Raw genomic sequence first — 23,393 nt, 5'->3', positions numbered from 1 at the left:
AGGGTGAATGTCTCACAGATCCCTGAACGTTCCCAACCGATATCCGCGCTCAGCAATCGCGTACTTGAGCGATGGCGACGTCAACACATCCAGCTCCGCCAGGCGCGGCCAGCAGTAGGCGCTCTTACGCACGGTGTTATCGACAAAGGCGGGATGCGCCATCACCTCCAGCGACCGTTCACCCCGAGCAGCGGAATCGTCCAGCACCTTCAGGAACAGCGCCTCGTCGATCGCATCGCCGTAGAACGCGCTGCTGAACCCCTCGGTTGTGGCCACGGCGTACGCCGGCAGCCCGCGCACGTCGCGATCCACGCGCATGGCGACGCCTTTACGCTGCGCAAATTCCGCAACCAGAGGGAAAATCGCCGGGATCATATGCACATGGTGATGGCTGTCGATATGCGTCGGTTCACGACCAAAGAGGTCCACAAAACGGTTGAACTGACAGTCCAGCTCGCGAGCAATCTCTTCAAGCGGCAGCGCGTCCTGTTCCGCCATCTCCCAAATCCATTTCCCCAACTGTCCGTCGCGCGTCAGGCCCGGCATCGCTGAAAGCGGCATGCCCAGGGTCAGCACAAAGTGCATGCCCACGCCCAGGTCAGGCACCTCGCGGCTCAGCTGCGCCGCATGCTCAATCGCTTCTCCATTCACCAGCGCCGTCGTCGAGGTGACTACCCCCCGACGACAGGCTTCAACAATGCCGTAGTTCTGCCCTTTTGACAGGCCAAAATCATCAGCATTGACGATCAGCAGGTTTTCCATCGCACATCCTCTTAACGGTGTTGGAACTTGAGCTTCTCTACCGTGGCGGCAAAGTTTGGCAGCCATTTTTCGTGGGCCAGGATCATCTCTGTCGCCAGCACTTCTGCGTCGCGGTCGGAATGCACCAGCGGGCTGAGGTTCAGCGCCAGAAGCACGTCGTTCAGCTCACCGCTCAGCGCCGCGTTGCTGGCCGCCACCTCGAACCCTTTGATGGTGTGAATGAGGCCCATCACCTTCTCATCAAAGTGGGTAATACGCGGATGCGGTTTCGCGCCATCGCGGCCGAGGATGCAGGTCATCTCCACGGCCCAATCGGCCGGGATATTGTCGATATGGCCATGGTGCGGCACATTGACGTAGTGCTCGGCCTGCTTGTCGTTGTAAATGGCGTTGATCACTTCACACGCCGCATCGGAGTAGTAAGCTCCTCCGCGCTGCTCCAGCTCTTTTGGTTTGACGTTCAGGTTCGGATCTTTATATAAATCAAACAGCTGCTTCTCAACTTTCTGCACGATCTGAGCCCGTGCGCCGCCCTTATAGTACTCGCCCATTTCAATGGCCAGCATCTCTTTCTGCTTAAAGTAGTAGAGCAGGTAGGAGCACGGCAGCAGATTAAGGGAACGGATCAGCCCTTCACTGAACGGCAGGTCGAAGATATTTTTCACGGATGCGGCGGTCAGACGTCCCGACGCCACGCCGTCGAGCAGTTCGGCAAAGCGCGATTTGCCGTTCACGATGACATCTTTGATGAACACCATGTGATTCAGGCCGAACAGATCGATGGAAAGATCGTCGCTGTCAGTCAGCGCCAGCACGTCACGGATAAACATCTTCATGCCAATCGGAATGTTACAGACACCGATAAAGCGTTTGAAATTCGTATGCCGATAGACCGCCTCGGTCACCATACCGGCCGGATTGGTGAAGTTAATCACCCACGCGTTCGGGCAGATCTCCTGCACGTCTTTGACGATGTCGAAAATGACCGGGATGGTACGCAGACCTTTAAACAGGCCGCCCGCGCCATTGGTCTCTTGCCCCAGATAACCGTGGCTCAGGGGAATACGCTCGTCCAGCTCGCGCGCTTTCAGCTGGCCCACGCGCAGCTGGGTAGTAACGAAATCCGCATCTTTCAGCGCCAGACGGCGATCGAGTGTTTTGTGTACGGTTAAGGGCACACCGGCTTTCGCCACCATGCGCTGACACAGGTCAAAAATGATATCCAGTTTTTCCTGCCCTTCCGCAACGTCAACCAGCCATAATTCGCTGACCGGTAATTCGTGATACCGTTTCAGGAAACCTTCAAGTAATTCCGGGGTATAGCTGCTGCCGCCACCAATGGTTACGACTTTCAATTTCTTCTGCATAATATCTCCCTTAGCGTATCAGGTTAATCGCCTGCAAGGTATAGCGTACTCTTCCCGCTATTTGGGCAAGCCATTAAAGCAATATTTGTGGCGGGCAATCCGCCGAACGTTAATTAATTACCGTCAGGTTCTTCCGGTAACTGTTTGGTGTGAATGAGGTCAATTTCTTAAACGTTTTAATAAACAGGCTGGGACTGCTGTACCCGGACTCATAGGCAATATCCGTGACAGAATAGTTGGTAATTTCCAGCTGTTTTTTGGCAAAGTTAATGCGGATTTCATTAATAATTTGCACCGGCGTTTTACGATAATAGCGCTGGGTCGCACGGGTCAGATATTCCTGGGATTTCCCCGACAGTGAAACCATATTTTCCAGCGCATTTTCGCTGAACTGGCCTTTATCGTGCATCAGCTCAACGGTGCTGCGCAGCCACTGTGGAATATCATCCGTCACCTGCTGCTCTTCACGGTGATGGCGCAGCCGGTTCATCACGTAGAAGGTCACCGTTTCAATAAACTCATCGAACTCATTGTCGCGGAAGTTGAGCGAGGCAATCACCGTTTCAATCCAGGTCATGAACTCGTTTTTGACGCGATAGACCTGTGATGCCACAAAACAGAACGGCACCAGCGGCAAATAGTGCTTCTCAAAGAAGCGTCTGCTGACGCCCACGTTCAGAATGCGGGTGGCGCCAAATTCGTAAAAGCTCTGGTGATGGGAGCCCATCGGCAGAAAGACAAAATCTCCGCGCTCAAGCAGAACGCGCTTACCGTTGATCTCCTGATAGTAGCGGCCGGTCAGAACAATCGTGAACTCGTAGTAGTCATGCTGGTGCAGACCACTCGCGCTCTCCGTCTTGTTGTAGATAACCACGTGAAAATTCTTGCCATTAAACAGTTGCTGCTCAAGTGCGGTTTTAATTTCCATCGTGCTGACCCCCTGCTACTCAGTCTGACTTACTGCATCTTCTCGTGAAGCTCAATTAACTCCGCCACCAGCTCGCGCGCCAGCATCGAGGTCATCAGGTGATCCTGGGCGTGTACCAGCACCAGACTGACCTTCATCTTCCCTTCGCCCTGGTCGCCTTCAATCAGCTTCGTCTGCACCAGGTGCGCTTCATTGAGCGCGGTACGGGACTGTTCCATCATGGTTTTCGCGGCGGCGAAATCGCCCTGCTTAGCCTGCCTGAGCGCGGCATACGCCAGGCTGCGTGCCTGACCGGAGTTGATGATAAGGCCCATCACCACTTCTTCGAGGTCATTCTCTGCGCTTTCTTCTGCAACGATACTGTCCAAATCTAACATCTTTAAGCTCCTTTTCGCTGGCGCGGGTTGCCCCGCGCCGTGCAATTTTAGAATTTCAGTGCGAGGGCGATATCCTCTTCGCTCTCTTCTTCATCAATAACGGTTGCGGCTTTGTTGGCGATGGCCACGAACGGCATGTAGAGCAGCGTTGCAATCCCGAGGTTGAATATCGCCAGCAGGAAGGCGGCGACGCTACCGTTGGTGTTAAAGAATGCCCCCAGACCCGCCGGCATTGTCCATGGCGCAATGTTGGTAATTGGTGGGATAATGCCCAGGTAATACGCGGTCAGGGTGATCCCCGCCAGCAGCGGCTGAACCAGGATGAAAGGAATGAACATCACCGGGTTCATGATGATTGGCAGACCAAACAGGATCGGTTCGTTAATCTGGAAGATACCTGACGGCAGTGCCAGCTTCGCCACCTGACGATGGTCAGCGCGACGAGAGACAATAAAGACCGCGATGATCAGACCCAGCGTCGCCCCGGTACCCCCCAGGAAGATATAGGAGTCCAGCATCGGCTTCGCCCACACATGGAAGGTTTTACCGGCCGCCAGCGCCGCGTCAACGGAGCCGTACTGCTGATAAAGTGCAACGTTTTCCAGTGCCCATGGGGTCATGATACCGCTGTCCAGCGCGGCCAGTGCCAGTGAACCATGCACGCCGAAGAACCACAGCAGGGAGGTGAAAATCACGTACGCCCAACCGACCACACCACCCATCGACGCCAGCGGCGTAGAGATAGAGTCCATGATGATCTGGTGGAAGTTTGTGCCCCAGTGAGAGAGCGCCCAGGCAATAATCCCCATGATGGAGAGAATAATGAAGCCTGGAATCAACGCGGAAAATGAACGGGAAACGGAAGCCGGCACGCTATCCGGCAGGCGAATCACCCAGTTGCGACGGATAATAAAGGTAAACATCTCTGCCACCACCAGACCGATAACAATACCGGAGATGATGTTGGCCCCACCCAGCCAGTTGGCGCCCACCGCATAGGCTTCACCGACGCTGTAGGGGGTGACGGTCATAAAGGCGGCAACGGATAATAACCCGGCGGCCAGCGGATCCACTTTCCGCTCTTCTGCCAGTGCCATTCCGATAAAGAAAGGCGCCATCAGCGACATAATACCCAACGTACCGTTGTATACGTTACCGCCGATGGCTTTAAAACCATTAAGGGTTTCAATTGTCGATGCGTCTAAGCGAATTCCTAATGAATAAAAGAAGGAACCTTCACCAAAGCTCAGAAAAACGTTGTTAATTAAAACGAACATTGCCCCGGCCAGCGTCAATGGCATTAATTTAATAAAGCCGTTTTTGATGGCGTTAACGTGAGGCTGCTTTCCTATTTTAACAGCAAAAGGAAGGAGTACCTTTTCAAGTGAAGCGATGACTTTACTCATAGGAAAATACCCTTAAATGCCGCAACGACTGTTACGGCGTATTGTGTGTGAAATAACTCTTTGACGGGAAAAATAAAAATTAATTAGCCGCTTTTTTAATGGCTGCCACAGCAGCTTTAAGTACACCTAAACCATCAATCTTGCCGTACAGCCCCGAGTCGATCACTTCGACCGGTTTATTGGGTAACAGACGTTGTATTTCTGGCAGCATGTAGGCAATTTGCGGCCCGAGTAAAACGACATCCGCAGTCTGCCCCTTTTCACCCGCCAGCGTTTCCGGGAACGCTTCGATCACCACAGGCACTTCATACTTTTCAGCCTGCGCACGCATCTTTGACACCAGAAGCGAGGTTGACATGCCCGCTGAGCAGAACAGGTAGATATGTTTCTTTTCCATCGTAATTTCCCTCATGTATGACTACCTGCCGTCTCGCTATCACTCGACTCGCTCTCCTGGCTGACAGGTAGTGTGCTGACTGTTGTTTATCGTTGGAGTGAGTATACGTAATGGTACAGAGGGGGGATAATTCTGGACAGGCCTAAATTGTCTCTCATTGACCTGGCTTGTTGACTACCTTCACATTTCGGGCAAATAATTCGCGCAAAGAAATAAGATTTACGTATGGATAAAAAAACCGGCCGATGGGCCGGTTTGTTAACATCCTCAGAGCAGCAAGGTTACTGCGCCTTAGGTGCCTGCGGATCGGTGTCATATTCTGCACAGGTCTGATACCCGGAGTTGATGACATGACCGGTATCGTCCAGCGCGACAAAGTAGGTTTCTGCCTTACCATCACGTTGACCCAGGATATAGGTCTGACAGGTACCACGCGCGTGGATCATCGTCACTTCTGAAGACGGCTTACCGGCAATCGCAGCCACCTGCGAACGCGTCATGCCTTTTTTGACATCTTTCACCACGGGCTGTGTGAACTGATCTTTGGTGCGATCGTACGCCGTACACCCTGCCAGCATAGTCAGTACCGCCGCTGCGCTAAGAATTCCTGCTACGTTCTTGTTCATATTCCGTCCTCTTGTTTATCAGCGTGTTATCTAAGCATGGGATAAAAAGTACTATTGTTCAACTTTGTGAGTTACGCCAGACGAATTTCGGAAAATTCTAATAAAACAACGATAACCTGCTAAAACGGCGCAAATTAGCGCACTCGAAACTGTGATCCTTGTCGTTTTCCGTCCAAAGGGTTAGTTTTAACAGTTAACACATTCTGTTTATGGAGAGCGTGATGACTCTGCAACAAGAGATTATCCAGGCGCTGGGCGCGAAGCCCGCGATAGATGCAAATGAAGAGATCCGCCGCAGCGTGGATTTTTTAAAAGCGTATTTAAAGACCAACTCTTTCCTGAAATCTCTGGTGCTGGGCATCAGCGGCGGCCAGGATTCCACGCTGACCGGTAAGCTCTGCCAGATGGCGATTTCAGAGCTGCGCGAGGAGACGGGAGATGAAAGCCTGCAGTTTATCGCCGTACGCCTTCCGTATGGCGTACAGGCGGATGAACAGGATTGTCAGGATGCCATCGCCTTTATTCAGCCTGACCGCGTACTGACGGTGAATATCAAAGGATCGGTGCTGGCGAGCGAGCAGGCCCTGCGCGAAGCGGGCATTGAGCTGAGCGATTTTGTTCGCGGCAACGAAAAAGCCCGTGAGCGTATGAAAGCGCAGTACAGCATCGCCGGGATGACCAAAGGCGTCGTGGTCGGCACCGACCATGCAGCCGAAGCGATCACCGGTTTCTTCACCAAATACGGCGACGGCGGCACCGACATTAACCCGATCTTCCGTCTGAATAAGCGTCAGGGTAAGCAGCTGCTTGCCGCGCTGGGCTGCCCGGAGCATCTGTACAAGAAAGCGCCGACAGCGGATCTGGAGGATGATCGTCCTTCCCTGCCGGATGAAGCAGCCCTGGGCGTGACCTATGACAATATCGATGATTATCTTGAAGGCAAAACGCTGGATGAAGGTACCGCCAAAATCATCGAAGGTTGGTATCTGAAAACCGAACACAAGCGTCGCCCACCGATTACGGTGTTTGACGATTTCTGGAAAAAATAAAGCAAAACGGTAACCCAGTTTTGTAAGCCGGGTAAGGCGCAGCCGCGACCCGGCTCTTTTTTAACCAAACCGCCTCTGCTACACTGTATACCTGAACAGTATATGGAGTGGTATGTGAGCAGGCGTCAATCCGCCCCGCGTCTTGAATTTGAAGCGGCGGCTATCTACGAATATCCCGAGCACCTTCGTCCCTGGCTTGAAGCGCTGCCTAAGCTGCCGGGCGTGTATATCTTTCACGGTGAAAGCGACACCCTGCCGCTCTATATCGGCAAAAGCGTGAATATTCGCAGCCGGGTGTTATCCCATCTGCGTACGCCGGACGAGGCCGCCATGCTGCGCCAGTCGCGCCGCATATCCTGGTTCGAGACGGCGGGAGAAATGGGCGCGCTGTTACTGGAAGCCAGGCTTATAAAAGAACAACAGCCGCTGTTTAACAAGCGCCTGCGCCGCAATCGTCAGCTCTGCTCCCTGCAAATAACCGCCGGCAAGCCGCAGGTTGTCTACGCGCGCGAGGTCGATTTTTCTCATGCCCCGAATCTTTACGGCCTGTTTGCGAATAAACGTGCCGCGCTCCAGGCGCTGCAAACCCTGGCGGATGAGCTGCAGCTTTGCTACAGCCTTTTGGGTCTCGAGGCGACCACCCGCGGACGGGCCTGTTTCCGGTCGGCACTTAAGCGCTGCGCAGGCGCCTGCTGCGGGAAAGAGAGTGTCGACGCGCATCACGCCCGGCTCCTCGCCGGCCTGGCGACCATCAGCGTTAACTGCTGGCCCTGGGAAGGCGCCGTTGCGCTAAAAGAGGTGGGTGAAGCGATGACCCAGTACCACATCGTCAACAACTGGTTCTGGCTGGGCGCCGTCGACGATATCAACGACGCGGCAACCCTGTTGCGCACACCCGCCGGATTTGACCACGATGGCTATAAAATTCTCTGTAAACCCGTCTTAGCCGGTAAGTTTGAAGTCATTGAGCTCAATGGCCTGGCAGCCACGTAATTTCACTGAACAACAGGGTGCCCTGAGGCTCCAGCAGACGCAGAGTATGGGTACCCTCCTCCCAGCTGGCGCCCTGATCGGCCGTCAGCAATTTATCCCCCAACTGCCACGCCCCGCTTAAGACAAAGACCACGCCCCCGCGTGTGCCAAAGGTGGTAAAGGTCCGGTCGGCCACGCGCACCTTCGCCCGACAACAGTCGCGACGGGTCATAATATTGAAGTCCATCGCCATCCGCCCATCGGACAGCAGCGCCTTGACCGGCAGATCGCCGGCAAAACTGTAAGGCTGATGGTGCTTTAGGGTATGGAAGAACGCCTGACCGGCATCGAGCGTCACCTCCCCTCCTTCCAGCAAGGTAATCACCCGATCGACGCCGGGGAATGAGGAGAATTCGCCGTTGCTGGCGATAGTCGCGATACTGGCACGCCAGTGAAAATCGCGCGTTGCGGGTGGGAAACAACAAATCTCACGCGTTTCGCCAGCACCATTGCGCCAGAGGCTGACCGGCATCTTACGGATATCAAAGAACTCCATCACCACTCCTGAATGGCACAACCCGTGCCAGGGCAAGGATATTGCTATCGTTGCTGTCTTGTTTGTTATCGTTGGGTATTCACAGACACAGTATCGGCAGCAGAGCGGGCAAGCCTTAGCGCAACGTCAATAAATTTACTAACGTCATGACTCTACAAACATTCTCTGAAGCGACTACAGGAGAATACCGCGCTGGCGGCGGCAGGCAAGAGGGCAGGAAAGAAAAACCGCCGGTCCTGTCCACAGCGATTGCGCTTTTGTGGACAGGATCCCGGCGGTCTTAAGAGTGTGAACCGATTATTCGGTTGGTGCTGGCATTTTACCTTCCATCGCCGGACGTTCTGTCAGACGCTTCTCAAAATTCGCATTAAATTGTTTTTTCTGTTCCGGCGTCAGAATGTTGTAGATCTTGTTCTGGGTTTCCATGTGAGCCAGCATACGGGCTTTATGCTGCTCGGCCATTTTGTCGATCTGCGCTTCAGCTTTCGCCTTATCGAAGCTGTCGCTGGCGATGATGTCATGCATCGCACGACGCTCTTCAAGCGGTGGACGTTTCATCTGATCGCGCTGACTTTTCATGATGTCGCGGATCTGCTGCTTTTGCGCATCTGTCAGGTTCAGGTCCTTAAACATCATCATCTCGTGCATACCCGGCTTGCCTTTATGATGCATCATCATTTTGCCTTCAGCAGGCGCGGCAGAGGTGGTTGCGGTATCTGCGGCGAACGCCATGCTGGTAGCGCCCAGAGCCAGGGTAGAAGCAACAAACAGTGCAGTAAACTTACGCATAATTTATTTCCTTTCTTTCAGTTATTCTTCGGCGCTATGCCGTGTTGACGAGATTAACTTTACGGGGTTTATCGTCAATTAGTCAGAGCAACGGTAAAACAATGAAAGTGTAAAAAACAAATTTTCGTCAAATGTGGAGAAAATAAGGATAAAGCGTGGAGAGTTGCAACAAATAATATTTAACACGATGATTTTAAAGAGAATGAGCAGAAGTATAGCGGAGAGCGGATTAATAATAAAGCAATTCACCAGGAATAATCCGCAAAAGAAGTATGAGCGCTTTAATTGCTAAGAAATGTTTTTCCCCTCCCGAGTGATGAGAGGGGAAAAGGTCAGGATATTTTTTCCAGCATCAGCCCGGCACGCAGGCCAAATGCCACGGTGGGGTTGGGAAATAACACATACTCGGTGGTTTTCTGTACCTCGTAACGCTCTTCGCCATCTTCAGCCAGCAGCGCCCCTTTACGAAACGGCGTGAAGTTCAGGGTGTGCGCGGCCATATGAAGCTGGAAAGCATCGCTGCGGCGCGTGATCTGCTGTACGACCCGATACCGCTCGACGGGTTGATGCGTGTGCTCGGGCGCCGCCCCACCCAGCAATGCCCGCAGGGCAAGATGCGTTGGCGCAAAGCGAGTGAGATCGTTTTGCCCAAACGGCAACGCTTTCCCCAGCTCCAGCGTACAGGCCAGCGCGCCGAAGTGTTCACAGGTAAAGTGCGTAAAGGTTCCGCCCGGCGACTGGTGGAACACCAGCGCCTCCAGCCCGGCATCACCCAGCCAGTCGAGGAACGCTTCATCCCACGGCTGATTGCGCTGCGGCAGCACGCCGAAGCGGACATGGTAAGACGCGCGAATGGCCGTGTGCAGATCCAGATGCCAGCGCACTGGCCCCGCCGCCGCAAAGAACGCGCTCACCACGTTCTCCAGCCACTGCGCCCGCGCCGTCTCGTCACTCTGCGGGAACTGCGACCAGCGCCCGCCGAACATGCGGTTAATGTCGCTCACCAGATAGCGTTTGTTTTGCGCCAGCGCGGGTGGGTTCCCAAGCACCACCAGCACGCGGCACTGAAGCGTAATCTCTTTGCGATACAACGCGCGCAGCAGCAGGTCAACAATCTCCACGGGCGCCGTTTCATTCCCGTGAATACCGGTCGAAAGCAGTAGCGAGAGTTCGCTCTCTACAACCGGCGTCAGTTCAAGCACCCCACGCCCCACCCACCGCCAGTGGAATGAGGGGCCCTCCCCCTCACTCTGTTCCGGCGTTTCATCAGCCAGGGTCAGCGCCAGTAAATTTTCCATACCCACTCCTTAGCGCTGGAACGGATAAACCGATCCCAGCTGCAGGATTGATGTTAACGCGTCAAGCGCCTCGCGACCTTCGCGTAACAGCTGCGGGTCAACGAGGTCAGCCTGCGTTAACCGGTCGCGATAGTAGCGGTCCACCCAGTCGTTCAGGGTAGTAAACAGCGTCTCATTCATCATCACTGCCGGGTTAACGGCCTGCATTTCTGACTGCGTCAACACCACGCGCAGGCGCAGACAGGCCGGTCCGCCGCCGTTGGCCATACTTTCGCGCAGGTCAAACACCCGCAGCTCGTCAATCGGGTTATCGGCCTTCACCAGCTCGGTCAGGTAACGCCACACCCCGCTATGATCCCGCGACTCCTGCGGCAGGACCAGCATCATGCTGCCGTCATCACGGCTTAGCAGCTGGCTGTTGAACAGATACGTTTCGACCGCATCCTGGACGCTCACCGCCCGGGTAGGCACCTGAATCGGCATAAAACCGGGTACGCGTTCATGCAGCGTGGCGAGCAGCTTCTCCTGATGGGCAAACGCCTGCTCGTGGCAGAAGAGGACCTGACGGTTCGAAACGGCGATCACGTCGTTATGGAACACGCCCTGGTCGATCACCTGCGGGTTTTGCTGGGCAAAAATCACCTGCGAAGGATTGACCTGGTTCAGGCGGGCGACCGCCTGGCTGGCGGCCAGCGTCTGGCGCGCAGGATAGCGAACAGGGGCAGAATGACCGCCCTCCTCGCGCCCGTAGATAAACAGCTGCACGCCGGGTTCACCGTAATCGCCCCCCAGCCGGTTATGGTTGGCCGCACCTTCGTCGCCAAACATTGCCACCTGCGGCAGAGCCGGATGCACCGCAAAATGGGCGTCATGGTTGAATATGGCGCGCAGCACGCGCTCGGTGGTTTCCGCTTCGGTGGCGCGGTGGAATTTGTTATTAAGGTTCGCCACCGTCAGATGGACTTTGCCATCCAGCGTGTCGGCTGACGGGGCGACGGTGGCCGCGTTGGCGACCCACATCGAAGAGGCCGAACTTGCCGCAGAGAGCAGGTGCGGCGTTTGCGTTCCCGCTTTTTCAACGACCTGCTCATCGCTGCCGGTGAAACCGAGCTGACGCAACACCGCGACGTTCGGGCGTTCCTGCGGCGGAATAACCGCCTGCGGGAAACCGGCATCCGCCAGCGCTTTCATTTTCAACAGCCCCTGCTTCGCCGCCAGCTTCGGGTTGGAGACCTGAAAGCGGTGCTTCGTCGAGGCTTCATTACCAAAAGAGAGACCGGCGTAGTGGTGCGTCAGCCCCACCAGCCCGTCAAAGTTGACTTCACGCGCTTTCATGACGTTCCCCTCCGGTAAAGTCCAGCCCCGGATTAAGCGTTTCCGGCAGCGTCAGCGCCGGGCTTTCCAGGCTCGCCATCGGCCATGCGCAGTAATCTGCGGCGTACCACGCACTGGCGCGATGGTTGCCCGACGCGCCCACGCCGCCGAACGGCGCGGTGCTCGCAGCACCGGTCAGCGGTTTGTTCCAGTTCACAATCCCCGCACGCGCTTCCAGCAGCAGCTGTTCAAACTTCTCACGCTGCGGCGAAATCAGTCCGCTCGACAGGCCGTAGCGGGTGTTGTTGGCCATTACGATGGCGCTGTCAAAATCGTCATAACGCCAGACGCAGAGCAGCGGACCAAAGACCTCTTCATCCGGCACGTTGCTCGCCCCGCTCATCTCAACGATGCCCGGCGTCAGCAGCGAGGTACCCGGCTGAACCTGCTTCGGTTCGAGCAGGGTTTTCGCCCCGCGAGCGACGTGGTCCTGCCAGGCCTTCAGCACGTTTTGCGCGGCCTGCTCGGAAATCAGCCCACCGATAAACGGCTGCGGGTCGGCATCCCACGCGGCGGGCACCAGACGCGCACTCACCTCAACCAGACGTTTAAGGAACGCATCCCCCTGCGCGCCCCGTTTCACCAGCAGACGGCGGGCACAGGTGCAACGCTGTCCGGCGGTAATAAAAGCAGACTGAATCGTCAGGTGCACCGCGGCATCGATATCATCAGGATCTTCCACGATCAGCGGGTTGTTGCCGCCCATCTCGAGGGCGAGGATTTTTTCCGGCTGCCCCGCCAGCTGGCGATGCAGTTGATAGCCCGTCCCGGCGCTGCCGGTAAACAGCAGGCCGTCGATATCGCTCAGCGCGCTCAGCGCCTGACCGGTTTCACGCCCGCCCTGCACCAGATTCAGCACGCCCGACGGCAGGCCCGCCTGTTCCCACAGCTTAACCACCGCCTCGCCGGTGAACGGCGTTAACTCACTCGGCTTGAAAATAACGGTGTTGCCCGCCAGCAGCGCCGGCACGATGTGGCCATTCGGCAGATGCCCCGGGAAGTTGTAAGGACCAAACACCGCCAGCACGCCGTGCGGACGGTGGCGCAGCGTGGCCGCGCCGTCCGGCATCTCGGTATGCTGCTCGCCGGTGCGGGTGTGGTAGGCCTTCACTGAAATGGCGATTTTATTGATCATCGCCGTCACTTCCGTAGCCGCTTCCCAGCGCGGTTTACTGGTTTCAGAGGCAATAATGCGCGTCAGCTCGGCTTTGTTCGCCTCCAGCAGCCCGGCGAACTTTTCAACGAGCGCCTGGCGCACGGCGAAAGGCTGTTTTGCCCACGCCGGAAACGCGCGACGTGCGGCATGGCAGGCTTGTTCCACCTGCGCGGCGCTGGCGTCGTTCCCCTTCCAGAGCACCTCTTTGCCTACCGGATTGGTTTTTACGCGCTGTTCGCCTTCGCCCGTGACCCAGTCACCGTTAATCCATAATGTCATGCTGTTTTCTCCTCAGGGCAGAGACGCACCAGGCGAACCGTATCGCCGGCGTTACATTTCAGGGCATCCAGTTCTGCAGCCGTCAGTACCAGACGTTCACATTTCGGGTTGGTCCGCACCAGCATGGCGCGGAAGTTGGTGTAATTTTCGTTCGCCACCAGGCACGCCGGCCAGTCACCCGGCGCGGGCTGACCTTCGGCAACTTCAACCAGCCGGCTTTTACGGATCGCACGGACGCGGTCGATATCGCACTCAAGCGTTGGCCCACCGTCAAAGATGTCCACATAGTTACGGTAGCGGAAGCCCTCTTTCTCCAGCACCGCGCGGGCAGGCGCGGTTTGCGGATGGACTTCGCCGATCACCGCCTGCGCTTCCGGCGTTAAGAAATGGGTATAAATAGGATGCTTCGGCATCAGCTCAGCGATAAAGGCTTTCTGACCGGTGCCGCACAGGTAGTCCGCCCGGCTGAACTCCATCGAGAAGAAGCGCTCGCCCAGGCTCTCCCAGAACGGCGAGTAGCCTTTGTCGTCAATCACGCCGCGCATCTCCGCAACCACTTTTTCGTTAAAGCGATCGCGGAAGGCGGCCATAAACAGAAAGCGCGATTTGGAGAGCAGATAGCCGTTGCCCTCTTTGCGCCACGCCGGGTCGAGGAACAGCGTGCAGAGCTCGCTGGCGCCCGTGTGGTCATTACAAAGAAACAGCGTCGGCAGCGCGTTATAGACGTTCAGCTCTTTCGAGGCATGTACCATGGTGCCAACGCGGTAGTTGTACCACGGGTCGTTAAGCCCCACGGCCACTTCGATGGCGCAGATCCCGGCCACGGTCCCCGTGGTGGTGTCTTCCAGCACGAACACATATCCCTGTTCGCTTTTTGGCAACGTCCCCTGCCAGGTTTGCAGGGCGCGCTCAATGCGCGCCGACAGCGTTTTTTCATCGGCAGGAAGCGAGGTCAGCCCGCCTCCCGTCTTACCGGCAAGCTGCATGAGCCCGGCGAGATCGCCGCGCTCAACGGGACGGATGACCATCATGATGACACCCCGGACTTCACCTGTTCACACGCCAGCGCAAAACGGTCCAGACCGGTTTGCACCTCTTCCTCGCTGACAATCAGCGCAGGAGCAAAACGCACCACGTTGGCACCGGCAATCAGGACCATCACGCCCATTTTTGCCGCTTCCTGTGAAATAAGTTTAGCTTTTCCGGCAAACTCAGCGGTGAGCTCACAGCCAATTAACAGCCCCAGGCCGCGAATTTCTTTAAACAGCCCCGTTTTGCTGTTGATGGCATTCAGACGCTCAACAAACCAGTCGTGACGCTGCTTAACGCCTTTCAACACCTCTGGGGTATTAATAATGTCGAGAACCTGCCCGGCGACGGCGGTGGCCAGCGGGTTGCCGCCGTAAGTGGTGCCATGGGTGCCCACGGTCATCACGCTGGCGAATTTATCGGTGGTCAGCATCGCCCCAATCGGGAAGCCGCCGCCCAGCGCTTTGGCAGTAGAAAGCACGTCAGGCGTCACGCCGTAGTGCATATAGGCATACAGCTCACCGGTACGGCCCACGCCGGTCTGCACTTCATCGAAAATCAGTACCGCATTGTGACGATCGCACAGCTCGCGCAGCCCCTGCAGAAACGCTTTTTGTGCCGGAAGAACGCCGCCCTCACCCTGCATCGGCTCGACAATTACCGCACAGGTGGTGTCGTTGATCAGTTCGCTGGCGGACTGCAGATCGTTATAAATACCGTGACGGATATCCGGCGGCAGCGGTGCGAAATCCTGCGAGTAAGCAGGCTGGCCGCCCGCGCTGACGGTAAAGAGCGTGCGCCCGTGGAAGGCATTTTTAAACGCCACGATACCGCTCTTGTGGGCACCAAATTTGTCGTGGGCATATTTGCGCGCCAGCTTCAGCGCCGCTTCGTTGGCTTCCGCCCCTGAGTTACAGAAAAAGACTTTTTCGGCAAACGTCGCGTCGATCAGCTTTTTCGCCAGGCGCAGCGCGGGCTCGTTGGTAAAGCCGTTGCCGGTATGCCAGAACTTCGCCGCCTGGTCATTCAGCGTCTGCCGCAGCGCCGGGTGCGCATGGCCCAGCGCGTTTACCGCAATCCCACCCGCAAAGTCGATATACTCTTTACCCTGCTGATCCCACAGGCGCGAGCCTTCCCCACGAACCGGAATAAAAGCCGCCGGAGCGTAAACCGGCATCATCCATTCATCGAAATTTTCACGCGTAATTGACAGAGACATAGCGACCTCATCCGGTAAATAAAAGGTTATTTGAATGTTAAATAATTGAGTGTTTGCACTGTGAATGTAGATTGCAGCCTTCGTGCCAGCCAGCGATAAAAATGCATAAACGGGTTGGATGAACAGAATATCAATGAGTTACAATATGGAGTTATTCACTATTAGTGCATAAATAGTGAATATTTTTACGACAAGCGGCCCTTTGCCGCATGAAAATCAGAAAGAGTATGCACAGGCCAAATATAATTCTGGAATTGTGATCGCTCGCGAAATTTATCGGCCATTTACGCCCTGTTTGAGGGCGATGCGCGTCAGAATGGTGCAAATATTGCACCACCGGCATTATCTGTCGCAGTTATTGGTCGAAGCCGGTAACAGTTGACGTAAATTCTGCTACCATCCTTGCACTATTCACCTTGCACTGGCAGCGACTATGAAATTTGTCTCTTTTAATATCAACGGCCTGCGTGCCCGCCCTCATCAGCTTGAAGCTATCGTTGAGCAACATCAGCCAGATGTGATTGGCCTGCAGGAGACCAAAGTCCACGACGACATGTTCCCTCTCGAAGAGGTGGCGAAACTCGGTTATAACGTCTTTTACCACGGTCAGAAAGGTCACTATGGCGTCGCGCTGCTGACCAAAGCGCCGCCGGTTTCCGTACGCCGCGGCTTCCCCGGTGACGGTGAAGAAGCCCAGCGCCGCATCATCATGGCGGAAGTGCCTTCTGCGCTCGGCAATATCACGGTCATTAACGGCTATTTCCCGCAGGGTGAGAGCCGTGACCACGAGACAAAATTCCCGGCCAAAGCGAAGTTTTATCAGGATCTGCAGGACTTCCTGACAAACGAACTCAAAAAAGAGAATCCGGTGCTGATCATGGGCGACATGAATATCAGCCCGACGGATCGCGATATCGGTATTGGCGAAGAGAACCGCAAGCGCTGGTTGCGTACCGGCAAATGCTCTTTCCTGCCGGAAGAGCGTGAGTGGATGGAGCGCCTGCTGGGCTGGGGCCTGGTGGATACCTTCCGCAATGCCAACCCGGAAACGCAGGACCGCTTCTCCTGGTTCGACTATCGCTCAAAAGGCTTTGACGACAACCGTGGCCTGCGCATCGATCTTCTGTTGGCCAGCGCGCCGCTGGCAGAACGCTGCATCGAAACCGGGATCGACTACGATATCCGCAGCATGGAAAAGCCGTCAGATCATGCGCCAGTGTGGGCGACCTTCAAGCTGTAATGACGCGTGAACAGTCGAAAAATCCTTCTCCTGTGCGCCCTTCTGGGCGCATTTATTCTGACGTTTGTTCTCCTTCCGCCGGGTACACTCTCTCTGGAAGAGATTAAAACGCATCAGCAGGCGTTACTCGCCCACGTCGACCACGCGCCGCTGCAGAGCGCCCTGATCTTTTTTGCGCTCTATGTGCTGGTTTCCGCCCTGTCGATACCGGGTGCAGCGATACTGACCCTGCTGGGTGGGACGCTGTTTCCCCTGGGTGAAGGCATCGTGCTGGTCTCGTTTGCCTCGACGCTCGGGGCAACGCTTGCGATGCTCGCCAGCCGTTATCTGCTGCGTGAGTGGGTCCAGCAGCGATTTGCTCAGCAGATGAAAACGGTTAACGCTGGCATGACGCATGACGGCGCGGGCTATCTTTTTGCCCTCCGCCTGATGCCACTGTTCCCGTTTTTTCTGGTGAATTTGCTGATGGGGCTGACCCGCATGGGGGTATTCCGCTACTGGTGGGTGAGCCAGGTGGCGATGCTGCCCGCGACGGTTGTCTTTCTGAACGCCGGGCGCGAACTGGGAAAAGTGGCATCGCTTCGCGATATTTTGTCGCCGGGCATGGTATTCGCCTTTACACTACTGGGGTTATTACCGCTGGTCACGCGCCAGCTCTTTTCCCGTTACACCCCCTTGTCTAAAAAGTGAGGCATTATGCGCCGTGTGCGTTTTTGCGCGTTTCTGACCGGCCTGCTGCTGGCAGCCCCCCTCTGTGCTGCCGACAGCTGGCAGGCAATCCAACAACAGGCCAAAGGCCAGACCGTCTGGTTTAACGCCTGGGGCGGCGATCCTGCGGTCAACCGCTATCTGGAGTGGGTCAGCGGTGAGATGCAAACGCACTATGCCATTACCCTTAAGATCGTCCCGCTGGCGGATGCTGCCGACGCGGTAAAACGCATTCAGACGGAAGCCGCAGCAGGGCGTAAGAGCAACGGCTCCGTCGATCTGTTGTGGGTCAACGGTGAAAATTTCCGCACGTTAAAAGAGGCTAACCTGCTGCTGAGCGGATGGGCACAGACTCTGCCGAACTGGCGCTATGTCGATACCCGCAAACCCGTTACCGAAGACTTTGCGGTGCCCACCGACGGGGCGGAATCGCCGTGGGGCGGCGCACAGCTGACCTTTATCGCCCGCAAAGGCACCATGCCAGCGCCACCGGCGGATCCGCAGGCGCTGCTGGCTTACGCGCAGCAGCATCCGGGTAAGATGAGCTACCCTCGCCCGCCCGATTTTACCGGCACGGCATTCCTTGAGCAGCTGATGCTGGCACTCACCGCTCGTCCACAGGCGCTGCAAAAAGCGCCCGATGATACCTTTGCCCAGGTGACCGCGCCGCTCTGGGATTATCTCGACACACTCCATCCCCTGCTGTGGCGCGAAGGAAAAGATTTCCCGCCCTCACCTGCCCGGATGGATACCCTGCTTGCCAGCGGCAGTCTGAACCTGTCGCTGACATTTAACCCGGCCCATGCGCAGCAAAAAGTCGCCCGCGGCGAACTGCCCGCCGACAGCTACAGCTTTGGTTTTCACGGCGGAACGATCGGTAACGTTCATTTTGTGGCGATTCCGGCCAACGCCCGCGCCAGTGCAGGCGCGAAGGTGGTCGCCAATTTCCTGCTTTCACCGCAGGCGCAGATCCGCAAAGCTGACCCCGCCGTTTGGGGCGACCCAAGCGTGCTGGATGCCAGGGCGCTGCCTGACAGTGAAGCAACGCGCTTGCAGGCCTATACGCCTCAGGGGCTACCGAAAGTGCTTGCAGAGCCGCAGTCCGGCTGGGTGAACGCGCTGGAGCAGGAATGGCTGCGTCGTTACGGCACCCGCTAAGCGGGCTGGTCTGGCTGGCGATGGCGGTTATCTATCTGCCGATCCTGCCCGCTGGCGCCATGCTGTTAGCCCCGGCGTTTTCTGCGGCAAACTGGCAGAGGCTGCTGGACGACCCGCAGCTTCCGCAGGCGGCCCTCGCCACGCTGGTCTCAACGCTCATCGCCACGCTGGGCGCGTTGCTGATTGCCCTGATTTTCGTCAGCCTTTTCTGGCCCGGCAAACGCTGGCGACGTCTCACCACCCGCCTGCCGTGGCTGCTGGCGATCCCGCACGTGGCGTTTGCCACCAGCGCGTTACTGCTGTTTGCCGAGGGCGGGCTGTTCTATCAGCTCTGTACCGTCTGTACGGCTCCCTTTGACCGCTACGGCGTTGGGCTGGGGCTGACGCTCGCCGTAAAAGAGAGCGCGTTTGTGCTGTGGGCAATTTACGCCGTACTGCCGGAAAAACGGCTGGCACAGCAGAAGATCGTCCTGCGAACCTTCGGGTACGGGCGGTTTCAGATACTTAACTGGCTGATCCTCCCGGCGATCGCCCCTCTCCTCGGCGCGGTGATGCTGGCGGTACTCGCGTGGTCGCTGTCGGTTGTGGATGTGGCGATCGTTCTCGGCCCCGGAAATCCGCCTACCCTGGCCGTGCTGGCCTGGCAGTGGCTGAGCCAGGGCGATGCCGGGCAGCAGGTGAAAGGGATGCTGCTGTGCCTGGTTCTGCTTTTGCTGCTGGCCGCCCTGGCCGCCCTGGGGTACGGCTTCTGGAAGGCATGGCGCCGCACGGTTGCCGACCTCACCGGGACGCGCCGCCGATCTCAGCGCATTCTGCCGGAAAGCGCAGTAAGCGGGTTTCTGCCCGCATGCGGCGTCCTGTGCGCTGCGGTGCTGCTGATGCTGGCGCAGCGGGACGACGTGGGCCCTGTGGGGAACAGCCTCTCCTTCGGCCTGCTGTCGAGCCTGCTCGGTCTGGTCGTCAGCGCGCTCTGGCTGGAATGGGGACCGCAGCGCGGCACAGTGTGGGTATGGTCTCCGCTTGCCCTTCCGGCGCTGCCGCTCGTCACCGGCCAATATACGATTGCGTTGCAGCTGGGGCTCGACGGGCAGTATGCCGCCGTGCTCTGGAGCCATCTGCTGTGGGTGTTACCGTGGATGCTGCTGGTGCTGCAACCTGCCTGGCGCCGGATCGATCCCCGGCTTCTCCTTACCGCCAGAACGCTGGGCTGGCGACGGACAAAAATCTTCTGCCTGCTGAAATGTCCGCTGCTGATACGCCCTGCGCTGCTGGCCTTTGCCACCGGCTTTTCCGTCAGCATGGCGCAGTACATGCCGACGCTGTGGCTGGGCGCAGGGCGTTTCGCCACGCTGACCACCGAAACCGTCGCGCTCAGCAGCGGGGGCAGCATTCCGCTTCTGGCTAACCGGGCGCTGGGGTTACTGCTGGTTACGGGGGCCGTGTTTGGCCTTGCCGCCCTGCTATCCCGGTTCGTGGGCCACTACCGCCAGGGATTACGTTAATGTTGCAGGTAAAAAATCTCACCATCGAACCGCTGTTCCGCGAAGTCAATTTTTGCGTTCCCCGCGGGGAGATAGTCACCCTGATGGGCCCCTCCGGCAGCGGCAAATCGACCCTCTTTGCCTGGATGATCGGCGCGTTGTCAGACGATTTTCAGGCGCGGGGCGAACTGTGGCTCGACGCGCGTCGTTGCGACGCCCTTCCCGTGGAATCCCGCGGGCTGGGTATTCTCTTTCAGGACGCGCTGCTGTTCGACACATTCAGCGTCGGGCAAAATCTGCTGCTGGCGTTGCCTGAGCGGATCGTCGGAGGCGCGCGTCGGGAAGCGGTCGAGCAGGCGCTGGACTCCGCCGGTCTGGGCGGCCGTTACGCCAGCGATCCGGCCACCCTCTCCGGCGGGGAGCGCGCCCGGGTCAGCCTGTTGCGGGCCCTGCTCGCGGAGCCGCAGGCGCTGCTGCTGGATGAACCGTTCAGCCGCCTCGATAAGACGCTACGGGCCTCATTTCGGCAATGGGTATTTGACGCCGTTCGCGCACGCGATATTCCGGTGGTGCTGGTCACCCACGATGAGGACGATATTCCGCCCGGCGGCGAGCTGATTGAGATTTCTCGCTGGCAATAATGTGCTAACGCAATGTTTTCCATGACGGGAGAGACGACAATGCCCCCCTCTTTTACTGACGTCAGGTTATTCGATGAAACGTGTTTCTCAACTGACCGCGCTGGCCCTGCTCTGCGGCCTCGCCTCTTTTTCCTCTCTGGCCGCTGATATGCCCAACGCGATGACGCTATCCCAGCTTCAGGCACAGCACGGCACGCCTGTCGACACCCGCGCCAGCGCCATCTATAACGGCTGGCCGCAAACGCTCAGCGGTCCCTCCGGGCATGAACCCGCCGCACTTAATCTGTCAGCCGCCTGGCTGGACGCGATGAGCGACGAGCAGATTGCGCTGTGGGCCAAACAGCATCAGCTTTCCCCCTCGTCGGCCATCGCGCTGTATGGGAACGCGCGCGATAATCAGGCGGTGAGAGCCCGTCTGGAGAAAGCTGGATTCCATTCTGTTTCGCTGCTCAGCGATGCCCTGCAGACGCCCGAGCGCCTTCAGCGCCTGCCCCATTTCGAACAGCTCGTCTACCCGCAGTGGATCCATCAGCTTCAGCAGGGTAAACCGGTGGTTGCCGCACCGGAGGGTGACTGGAAAGTGATTGAGGCCGCCTGGGGCGCGCCGAAGTTTTATCTGCTGAATCACATTCCCGGCGCGGGCTATATCGACACCAACGAAGTGGAGAGCGAGCCGCTATGGAATAAAGTCTCCGACGATAAGCTGAAAGCGATGCTGGCGAAGCACGGGATCCGTCACGACACCACCGTCATTTTGTATGGCCGTGACGTCTACGCCGCCGCACGCGTGGCGCAGATTATGCTTTATGCGGGGGTGAAAGATGTGCGCCTTCTCGATGGCGGCTGGAAGGCGTGGTCAGATGCCAACCTTCCGGTTGAGCGCGGTACGCCAGCGAAGGTGATGCCGGCCCCTGATTTTGGCACGCCGATCCCCGGCCAGCCGCAACTGATGGTTGATATGACGCAGGCACGCGGGATGCTGCACCGTCAGGATGCCTCCCTGGTCAGCATTCGTTCGTGGCCGGAGTTCATCGGCGAAACCAGCGGCTACAGCTACATCAAGCCCAAAGGTGACATTGCCGGTGCCCGCTGGGGCCACGCCGGCAGCGATGCCACCCACATGGAAGATTTTCATAACCCGGATGGCACCATGCGCACAGCTGACGATATTGCCACCATGTGGAAGCGCTGGAACATTCTGCCGGAACAACAGGTCGCGTTTTACTGCGGCACAGGCTGGCGAGCGTCTGAAGCCTTCATGTACGCCCGGGCGATGGGCTGGAAGAAGGCCGCAGTCTATGACGGCGGCTGGTACGAATGGAGCAGTCACCCGCAGAACCCGGTCTCCACCGGCGAGCGCGGGCCCGACAGCGCCCGCTAAGCGTGACGTGATTTAAGCGTCACGTACCCGCTCCAGATGCGCGTTGTGGTGGTCAGCCAGCACAGCGCGCCAAATACCCACGCAAACAGCGCAAAGTGCGCCGGAAACAGGCAGCACAGCACGAACAGCGCGATGGTCTCCGTCCCTTCCGTTAACCCGCCGAGGTAATAAAACGACTTGTGCGCATAGCCGGGGTTGTCAATGTCGTGCTTCGCGGCCAGCGCCGCAAACGCCAGAAAACTGCTGCCGGTGCCGATAAACGCAAACAGCAACCAGGCGGCAGGCAGCGCATTCTCAGCGGGTGCCGCCAGCGCAAAACCAAACGGCACCAGGGCGTAGAACAGAAAATCGAGCGCGATATCGAGAAATCCCCCTGCGTCCGTCAGCCCTCTCCGACGCGCCAGCGCGCCGTCCAGACCATCCAGCAGGCGGTTTAGCGCAATAGCGACCAGCGCCGCGGGGTACCAGCCAAGGGCCAGAAACGGCAGCGCCAGCACGCCGATGGCAAACCCGGTCAGGGTTAATCCGTCAGGGGTGATGCCCGGCTTATCCAGTACGGACACCAGTCCATTCAGTGTCGGTTTTAACCGCGGGTGCAGGTGGCGATCAAGCATGAGGCTTCTCGTTAAACGTGGCACACAGGCCCTGAGACGGAATATCCAGGGCGGCATTGAAGCGGGCAGAGAGATTCTGAAACGCAATGAGCGCCGTCATCTCAGTAATCGCGTCGTCCGTGAAGTGATGTTTCAGCGCCGTTCGGATGGCCTCATCCGCCCGGGGCGGCGTGGCGGTCACCGCCTCGGCGTAGGCCAGCGCCGCACGCTCCTGGCTCGTGAACAGCGCGGAGTCTTGCCAGTTGCTCACGGCCTGAACTTTATCCAGCGCCCCACAGCGTTCGGCCAGCCGCAGGCTATTGGCATCAATACAGAAAGCGCAGTGGCAGAGTTGCGATACCCGCGTCATGAGCAGGGAGCGCAGCACGGGCGTCAGGCGCGCGTGACGACGCTCCAGAAAACCGACAAACAGCGCCACCAGCCAGAAAAGACGCGGCATACGTCCCCACCAGCGCGTGGGGTTTAGCACGGCGCCAAAATGTTTTTTCTGCATGGCGGCTATCGGTTTTAAACTCGCCGGAAGGGTTGGGATGGGGTCGACCCAGGTGTACGTCTCTTTCACCGGATTCTCCTGATGGCTGGACTC

The 23,393-nt window shown here is 57.6% G+C and carries 24 protein-coding genes; 8 read left to right on the top strand and 16 right to left on the bottom strand.

The features are described from left to right. Nucleotides 1-12 precede the first annotated feature (12 nt). The 7 genes from chbG to osmE form a co-directional block, all read right to left on the bottom strand. Nucleotides 13-762 (bottom strand): chitin disaccharide deacetylase, encoded by a 750-nt coding sequence (gene chbG / locus EKN83_RS11130; RefSeq protein WP_025757354.1) that lies wholly within the window; start codon nt 760-762, stop codon nt 13-15. Between the two features lie 11 nt (nt 763-773). Continuing rightward, complete coding sequence (locus EKN83_RS11125) at nt 774-2,129, bottom strand: 6-phospho-beta-glucosidase (RefSeq protein WP_045285272.1); 1,356 nt, start codon at nt 2,127-2,129, stop codon at nt 774-776. Nucleotides 2,130-2,238: 109 nt separating this feature from the next. Next, nucleotides 2,239-3,057: a transcriptional regulator ChbR gene (gene chbR / locus EKN83_RS11120; RefSeq protein ID WP_025757356.1), complete on the bottom strand. Its 819-nt coding sequence runs from the start codon at nt 3,055-3,057 to the stop codon at nt 2,239-2,241. 29 nt (nt 3,058-3,086) lie between these two features. After that, nucleotides 3,087-3,434 (bottom strand): PTS N,N'-diacetylchitobiose transporter subunit IIA, encoded by a 348-nt coding sequence (chbA, locus tag EKN83_RS11115; protein ID WP_045285271.1) that lies wholly within the window; start codon nt 3,432-3,434, stop codon nt 3,087-3,089. Nucleotides 3,435-3,481: 47 nt separating this feature from the next. Then, nucleotides 3,482-4,840 carry a PTS N,N'-diacetylchitobiose transporter subunit IIC gene (chbC, locus tag EKN83_RS11110; protein WP_025757358.1) on the bottom strand — a complete coding sequence of 453 codons (1,359 nt, stop codon included), beginning with the start codon at nt 4,838-4,840 and terminating at the stop codon, nt 3,482-3,484. Nucleotides 4,841-4,919: 79 nt separating this feature from the next. After that, nucleotides 4,920-5,237: a PTS N,N'-diacetylchitobiose transporter subunit IIB gene (chbB, locus tag EKN83_RS11105; RefSeq protein WP_008500676.1), complete on the bottom strand. Its 318-nt coding sequence runs from the start codon at nt 5,235-5,237 to the stop codon at nt 4,920-4,922. 281 nt (nt 5,238-5,518) lie between these two features. After that, nucleotides 5,519-5,863: an osmotically-inducible lipoprotein OsmE gene (gene osmE, locus EKN83_RS11100; RefSeq protein ID WP_003857836.1), complete on the bottom strand. Its 345-nt coding sequence runs from the start codon at nt 5,861-5,863 to the stop codon at nt 5,519-5,521. A 221-nt stretch (nt 5,864-6,084) separates the two neighbouring features. Here osmE and nadE point away from each other — a divergent pair, with 221 nt between their 5' ends. After that, nucleotides 6,085-6,912 carry an ammonia-dependent NAD(+) synthetase gene (gene nadE, locus EKN83_RS11095; RefSeq protein WP_025757359.1) on the top strand — a complete coding sequence of 276 codons (828 nt, stop codon included), beginning with the start codon at nt 6,085-6,087 and terminating at the stop codon, nt 6,910-6,912. A 114-nt stretch (nt 6,913-7,026) separates the two neighbouring features. Then, the gene (cho, locus tag EKN83_RS11090; protein WP_045285270.1) at nt 7,027-7,905 is read left to right on the top strand and encodes an excinuclease Cho; all 879 of its coding nucleotides are present in this window, start codon (nt 7,027-7,029) and stop codon (nt 7,903-7,905) included. On the opposite strand, the gene ves is transcribed toward cho, so the two are convergent. From ves to EKN83_RS11055, 7 genes are all read right to left on the bottom strand, one after another. After that, nucleotides 7,883-8,440, bottom strand: coding sequence for an environmental stress-induced protein Ves (gene ves, locus EKN83_RS11085; protein WP_025757361.1), 558 nt, complete (start codon nt 8,438-8,440; stop codon nt 7,883-7,885). The genes cho and ves overlap by 23 nt on opposite strands. A 297-nt stretch (nt 8,441-8,737) precedes the next feature. After that, nucleotides 8,738-9,229, bottom strand: coding sequence for an ATP-independent periplasmic protein-refolding chaperone Spy (gene spy, locus EKN83_RS11080; RefSeq protein ID WP_126800920.1), 492 nt, complete (start codon nt 9,227-9,229; stop codon nt 8,738-8,740). Nucleotides 9,230-9,561: 332 nt separating this feature from the next. Continuing rightward, on the bottom strand, nt 9,562-10,527 hold the full coding sequence (gene astE, locus EKN83_RS11075; protein WP_126800919.1) for a succinylglutamate desuccinylase: 966 nt from the start codon (nt 10,525-10,527) through the stop codon (nt 9,562-9,564). A gap of 9 nt (nt 10,528-10,536) precedes the next feature. Next, the gene (gene astB / locus EKN83_RS11070; RefSeq protein ID WP_104556287.1) at nt 10,537-11,862 is read right to left on the bottom strand and encodes an N-succinylarginine dihydrolase; all 1,326 of its coding nucleotides are present in this window, start codon (nt 11,860-11,862) and stop codon (nt 10,537-10,539) included. Beyond that, complete coding sequence (gene astD, locus EKN83_RS11065) at nt 11,849-13,336, bottom strand: succinylglutamate-semialdehyde dehydrogenase (protein WP_126800918.1); 1,488 nt, start codon at nt 13,334-13,336, stop codon at nt 11,849-11,851. The genes astB and astD overlap by 14 nt, the downstream gene beginning before the upstream one ends. After that, on the bottom strand, nt 13,333-14,367 hold the full coding sequence (gene astA, locus EKN83_RS11060; protein WP_025757366.1) for an arginine N-succinyltransferase: 1,035 nt from the start codon (nt 14,365-14,367) through the stop codon (nt 13,333-13,335). The genes astD and astA overlap by 4 nt, the downstream gene beginning before the upstream one ends. Further along, on the bottom strand, nt 14,364-15,584 hold the full coding sequence (locus EKN83_RS11055) for an aspartate aminotransferase family protein (RefSeq protein WP_126800917.1): 1,221 nt from the start codon (nt 15,582-15,584) through the stop codon (nt 14,364-14,366). Before EKN83_RS11055 ends, astA begins: the two co-directional genes overlap by 4 nt. Nucleotides 15,585-16,017: 433 nt before the next feature. On the opposite strand from EKN83_RS11055, the gene xthA reads away from it, so the two are divergent. The 6 genes from xthA (at nt 16,018) to EKN83_RS11025 (ending at nt 22,193) form a co-directional block, all read left to right on the top strand. After that, entirely contained in the window at nt 16,018-16,824 is an 807-nt protein-coding gene (xthA, locus tag EKN83_RS11050; RefSeq protein WP_126800916.1) for an exodeoxyribonuclease III, read from the top strand. Nucleotides 16,825-16,830: 6 nt separating this feature from the next. After that, complete coding sequence (locus EKN83_RS11045; protein WP_126800915.1) at nt 16,831-17,514, top strand: TVP38/TMEM64 family protein; 684 nt, start codon at nt 16,831-16,833, stop codon at nt 17,512-17,514. A 15-nt stretch (nt 17,515-17,529) separates the two neighbouring features. After that, nucleotides 17,530-18,690: an ABC transporter substrate-binding protein gene (locus EKN83_RS11040; protein ID WP_409513607.1), complete on the top strand. Its 1,161-nt coding sequence runs from the start codon at nt 17,530-17,532 to the stop codon at nt 18,688-18,690. Beyond that, on the top strand, nt 18,663-20,192 hold the full coding sequence (locus EKN83_RS11035) for a thiamine ABC transporter permease (protein ID WP_126800913.1): 1,530 nt from the start codon (nt 18,663-18,665) through the stop codon (nt 20,190-20,192). The genes EKN83_RS11040 and EKN83_RS11035 overlap by 28 nt, the downstream gene beginning before the upstream one ends. Next, nucleotides 20,192-20,812, top strand: a complete 621-nt coding sequence (locus EKN83_RS11030; protein ID WP_126800912.1) for an ATP-binding cassette domain-containing protein — start codon at nt 20,192-20,194, stop codon at nt 20,810-20,812. Before EKN83_RS11035 ends, EKN83_RS11030 begins: the two co-directional genes overlap by 1 nt. Nucleotides 20,813-20,885: 73 nt before the next feature. Then, nucleotides 20,886-22,193: a sulfurtransferase gene (locus EKN83_RS11025; protein ID WP_126800911.1), complete on the top strand. Its 1,308-nt coding sequence runs from the start codon at nt 20,886-20,888 to the stop codon at nt 22,191-22,193. On the opposite strand, the gene EKN83_RS11020 is transcribed toward EKN83_RS11025, so the two are convergent. Beyond that, on the bottom strand, nt 22,190-22,807 hold the full coding sequence (locus tag EKN83_RS11020) for a CDP-alcohol phosphatidyltransferase family protein (RefSeq protein WP_126800910.1): 618 nt from the start codon (nt 22,805-22,807) through the stop codon (nt 22,190-22,192). The two genes, EKN83_RS11025 and EKN83_RS11020, sit on opposite strands and share 4 nt — an antisense overlap. After that, a complete protein-coding gene (locus tag EKN83_RS11015) occupies nt 22,800-23,369 on the bottom strand; it encodes a carboxymuconolactone decarboxylase family protein (RefSeq protein WP_025757374.1) in 570 nt (189 codons plus the stop codon). Before EKN83_RS11015 ends, EKN83_RS11020 begins: the two co-directional genes overlap by 8 nt. Nucleotides 23,370-23,393: the final 24 nt, after the last annotated feature.

It is taken from the genome of Enterobacter sp. WCHEn090032, from assembly GCF_003986875.1.
GTDB lineage: Bacteria > Pseudomonadota > Gammaproteobacteria > Enterobacterales > Enterobacteriaceae > Enterobacter > Enterobacter sichuanensis.
The sequence above is the reverse complement of the archived record's forward strand: the minus strand, read 5'-3'. Positions and strand labels throughout refer to the sequence as shown.

Excerpts from the sequence above, each read along its gene's own strand:
- chbG (WP_025757354.1), bottom strand. The coding sequence starts at position 762 with ATGGAAAACCTGCTGATCGTCAATGCTGATGATTTTGGCCTGTCAAAA.
- EKN83_RS11125 (WP_045285272.1), bottom strand. The coding sequence starts at position 2,129 with ATGCAGAAGAAATTGAAAGTCGTAACCATTGGTGGCGGCAGCAGCTAT.
- chbR (WP_025757356.1), bottom strand. The coding sequence starts at position 3,057 with ATGGAAATTAAAACCGCACTTGAGCAGCAACTGTTTAATGGCAAGAAT.
- chbA (WP_045285271.1), bottom strand. The coding sequence starts at position 3,434 with ATGTTAGATTTGGACAGTATCGTTGCAGAAGAAAGCGCAGAGAATGAC.
- chbC (WP_025757358.1), bottom strand. The coding sequence starts at position 4,840 with ATGAGTAAAGTCATCGCTTCACTTGAAAAGGTACTCCTTCCTTTTGCT.
- chbB (WP_008500676.1), bottom strand. The coding sequence starts at position 5,237 with ATGGAAAAGAAACATATCTACCTGTTCTGCTCAGCGGGCATGTCAACC.
- osmE (WP_003857836.1), bottom strand. The coding sequence starts at position 5,863 with ATGAACAAGAACGTAGCAGGAATTCTTAGCGCAGCGGCGGTACTGACT.
- nadE (WP_025757359.1), top strand. The coding sequence starts at position 6,085 with ATGACTCTGCAACAAGAGATTATCCAGGCGCTGGGCGCGAAGCCCGCG.
- ves (WP_025757361.1), bottom strand. The coding sequence starts at position 8,440 with ATGGAGTTCTTTGATATCCGTAAGATGCCGGTCAGCCTCTGGCGCAAT.
- spy (WP_126800920.1), bottom strand. The coding sequence starts at position 9,229 with ATGCGTAAGTTTACTGCACTGTTTGTTGCTTCTACCCTGGCTCTGGGC.
- astE (WP_126800919.1), bottom strand. The coding sequence starts at position 10,527 with ATGGAAAATTTACTGGCGCTGACCCTGGCTGATGAAACGCCGGAACAG.
- astB (WP_104556287.1), bottom strand. The coding sequence starts at position 11,862 with ATGAAAGCGCGTGAAGTCAACTTTGACGGGCTGGTGGGGCTGACGCAC.
- astD (WP_126800918.1), bottom strand. The coding sequence starts at position 13,336 with ATGACATTATGGATTAACGGTGACTGGGTCACGGGCGAAGGCGAACAG.
- astA (WP_025757366.1), bottom strand. The coding sequence starts at position 14,367 with ATGATGGTCATCCGTCCCGTTGAGCGCGGCGATCTCGCCGGGCTCATG.
- EKN83_RS11055 (WP_126800917.1), bottom strand. The coding sequence starts at position 15,584 with ATGTCTCTGTCAATTACGCGTGAAAATTTCGATGAATGGATGATGCCG.
- xthA (WP_126800916.1), top strand. The coding sequence starts at position 16,018 with ATGAAATTTGTCTCTTTTAATATCAACGGCCTGCGTGCCCGCCCTCAT.
- EKN83_RS11035 (WP_126800913.1), top strand. The coding sequence starts at position 18,663 with ATGGCTGCGTCGTTACGGCACCCGCTAAGCGGGCTGGTCTGGCTGGCG.
- EKN83_RS11030 (WP_126800912.1), top strand. The coding sequence starts at position 20,192 with ATGTTGCAGGTAAAAAATCTCACCATCGAACCGCTGTTCCGCGAAGTC.
- EKN83_RS11025 (WP_126800911.1), top strand. The coding sequence starts at position 20,886 with ATGAAACGTGTTTCTCAACTGACCGCGCTGGCCCTGCTCTGCGGCCTC.
- EKN83_RS11020 (WP_126800910.1), bottom strand. The coding sequence starts at position 22,807 with ATGCTTGATCGCCACCTGCACCCGCGGTTAAAACCGACACTGAATGGA.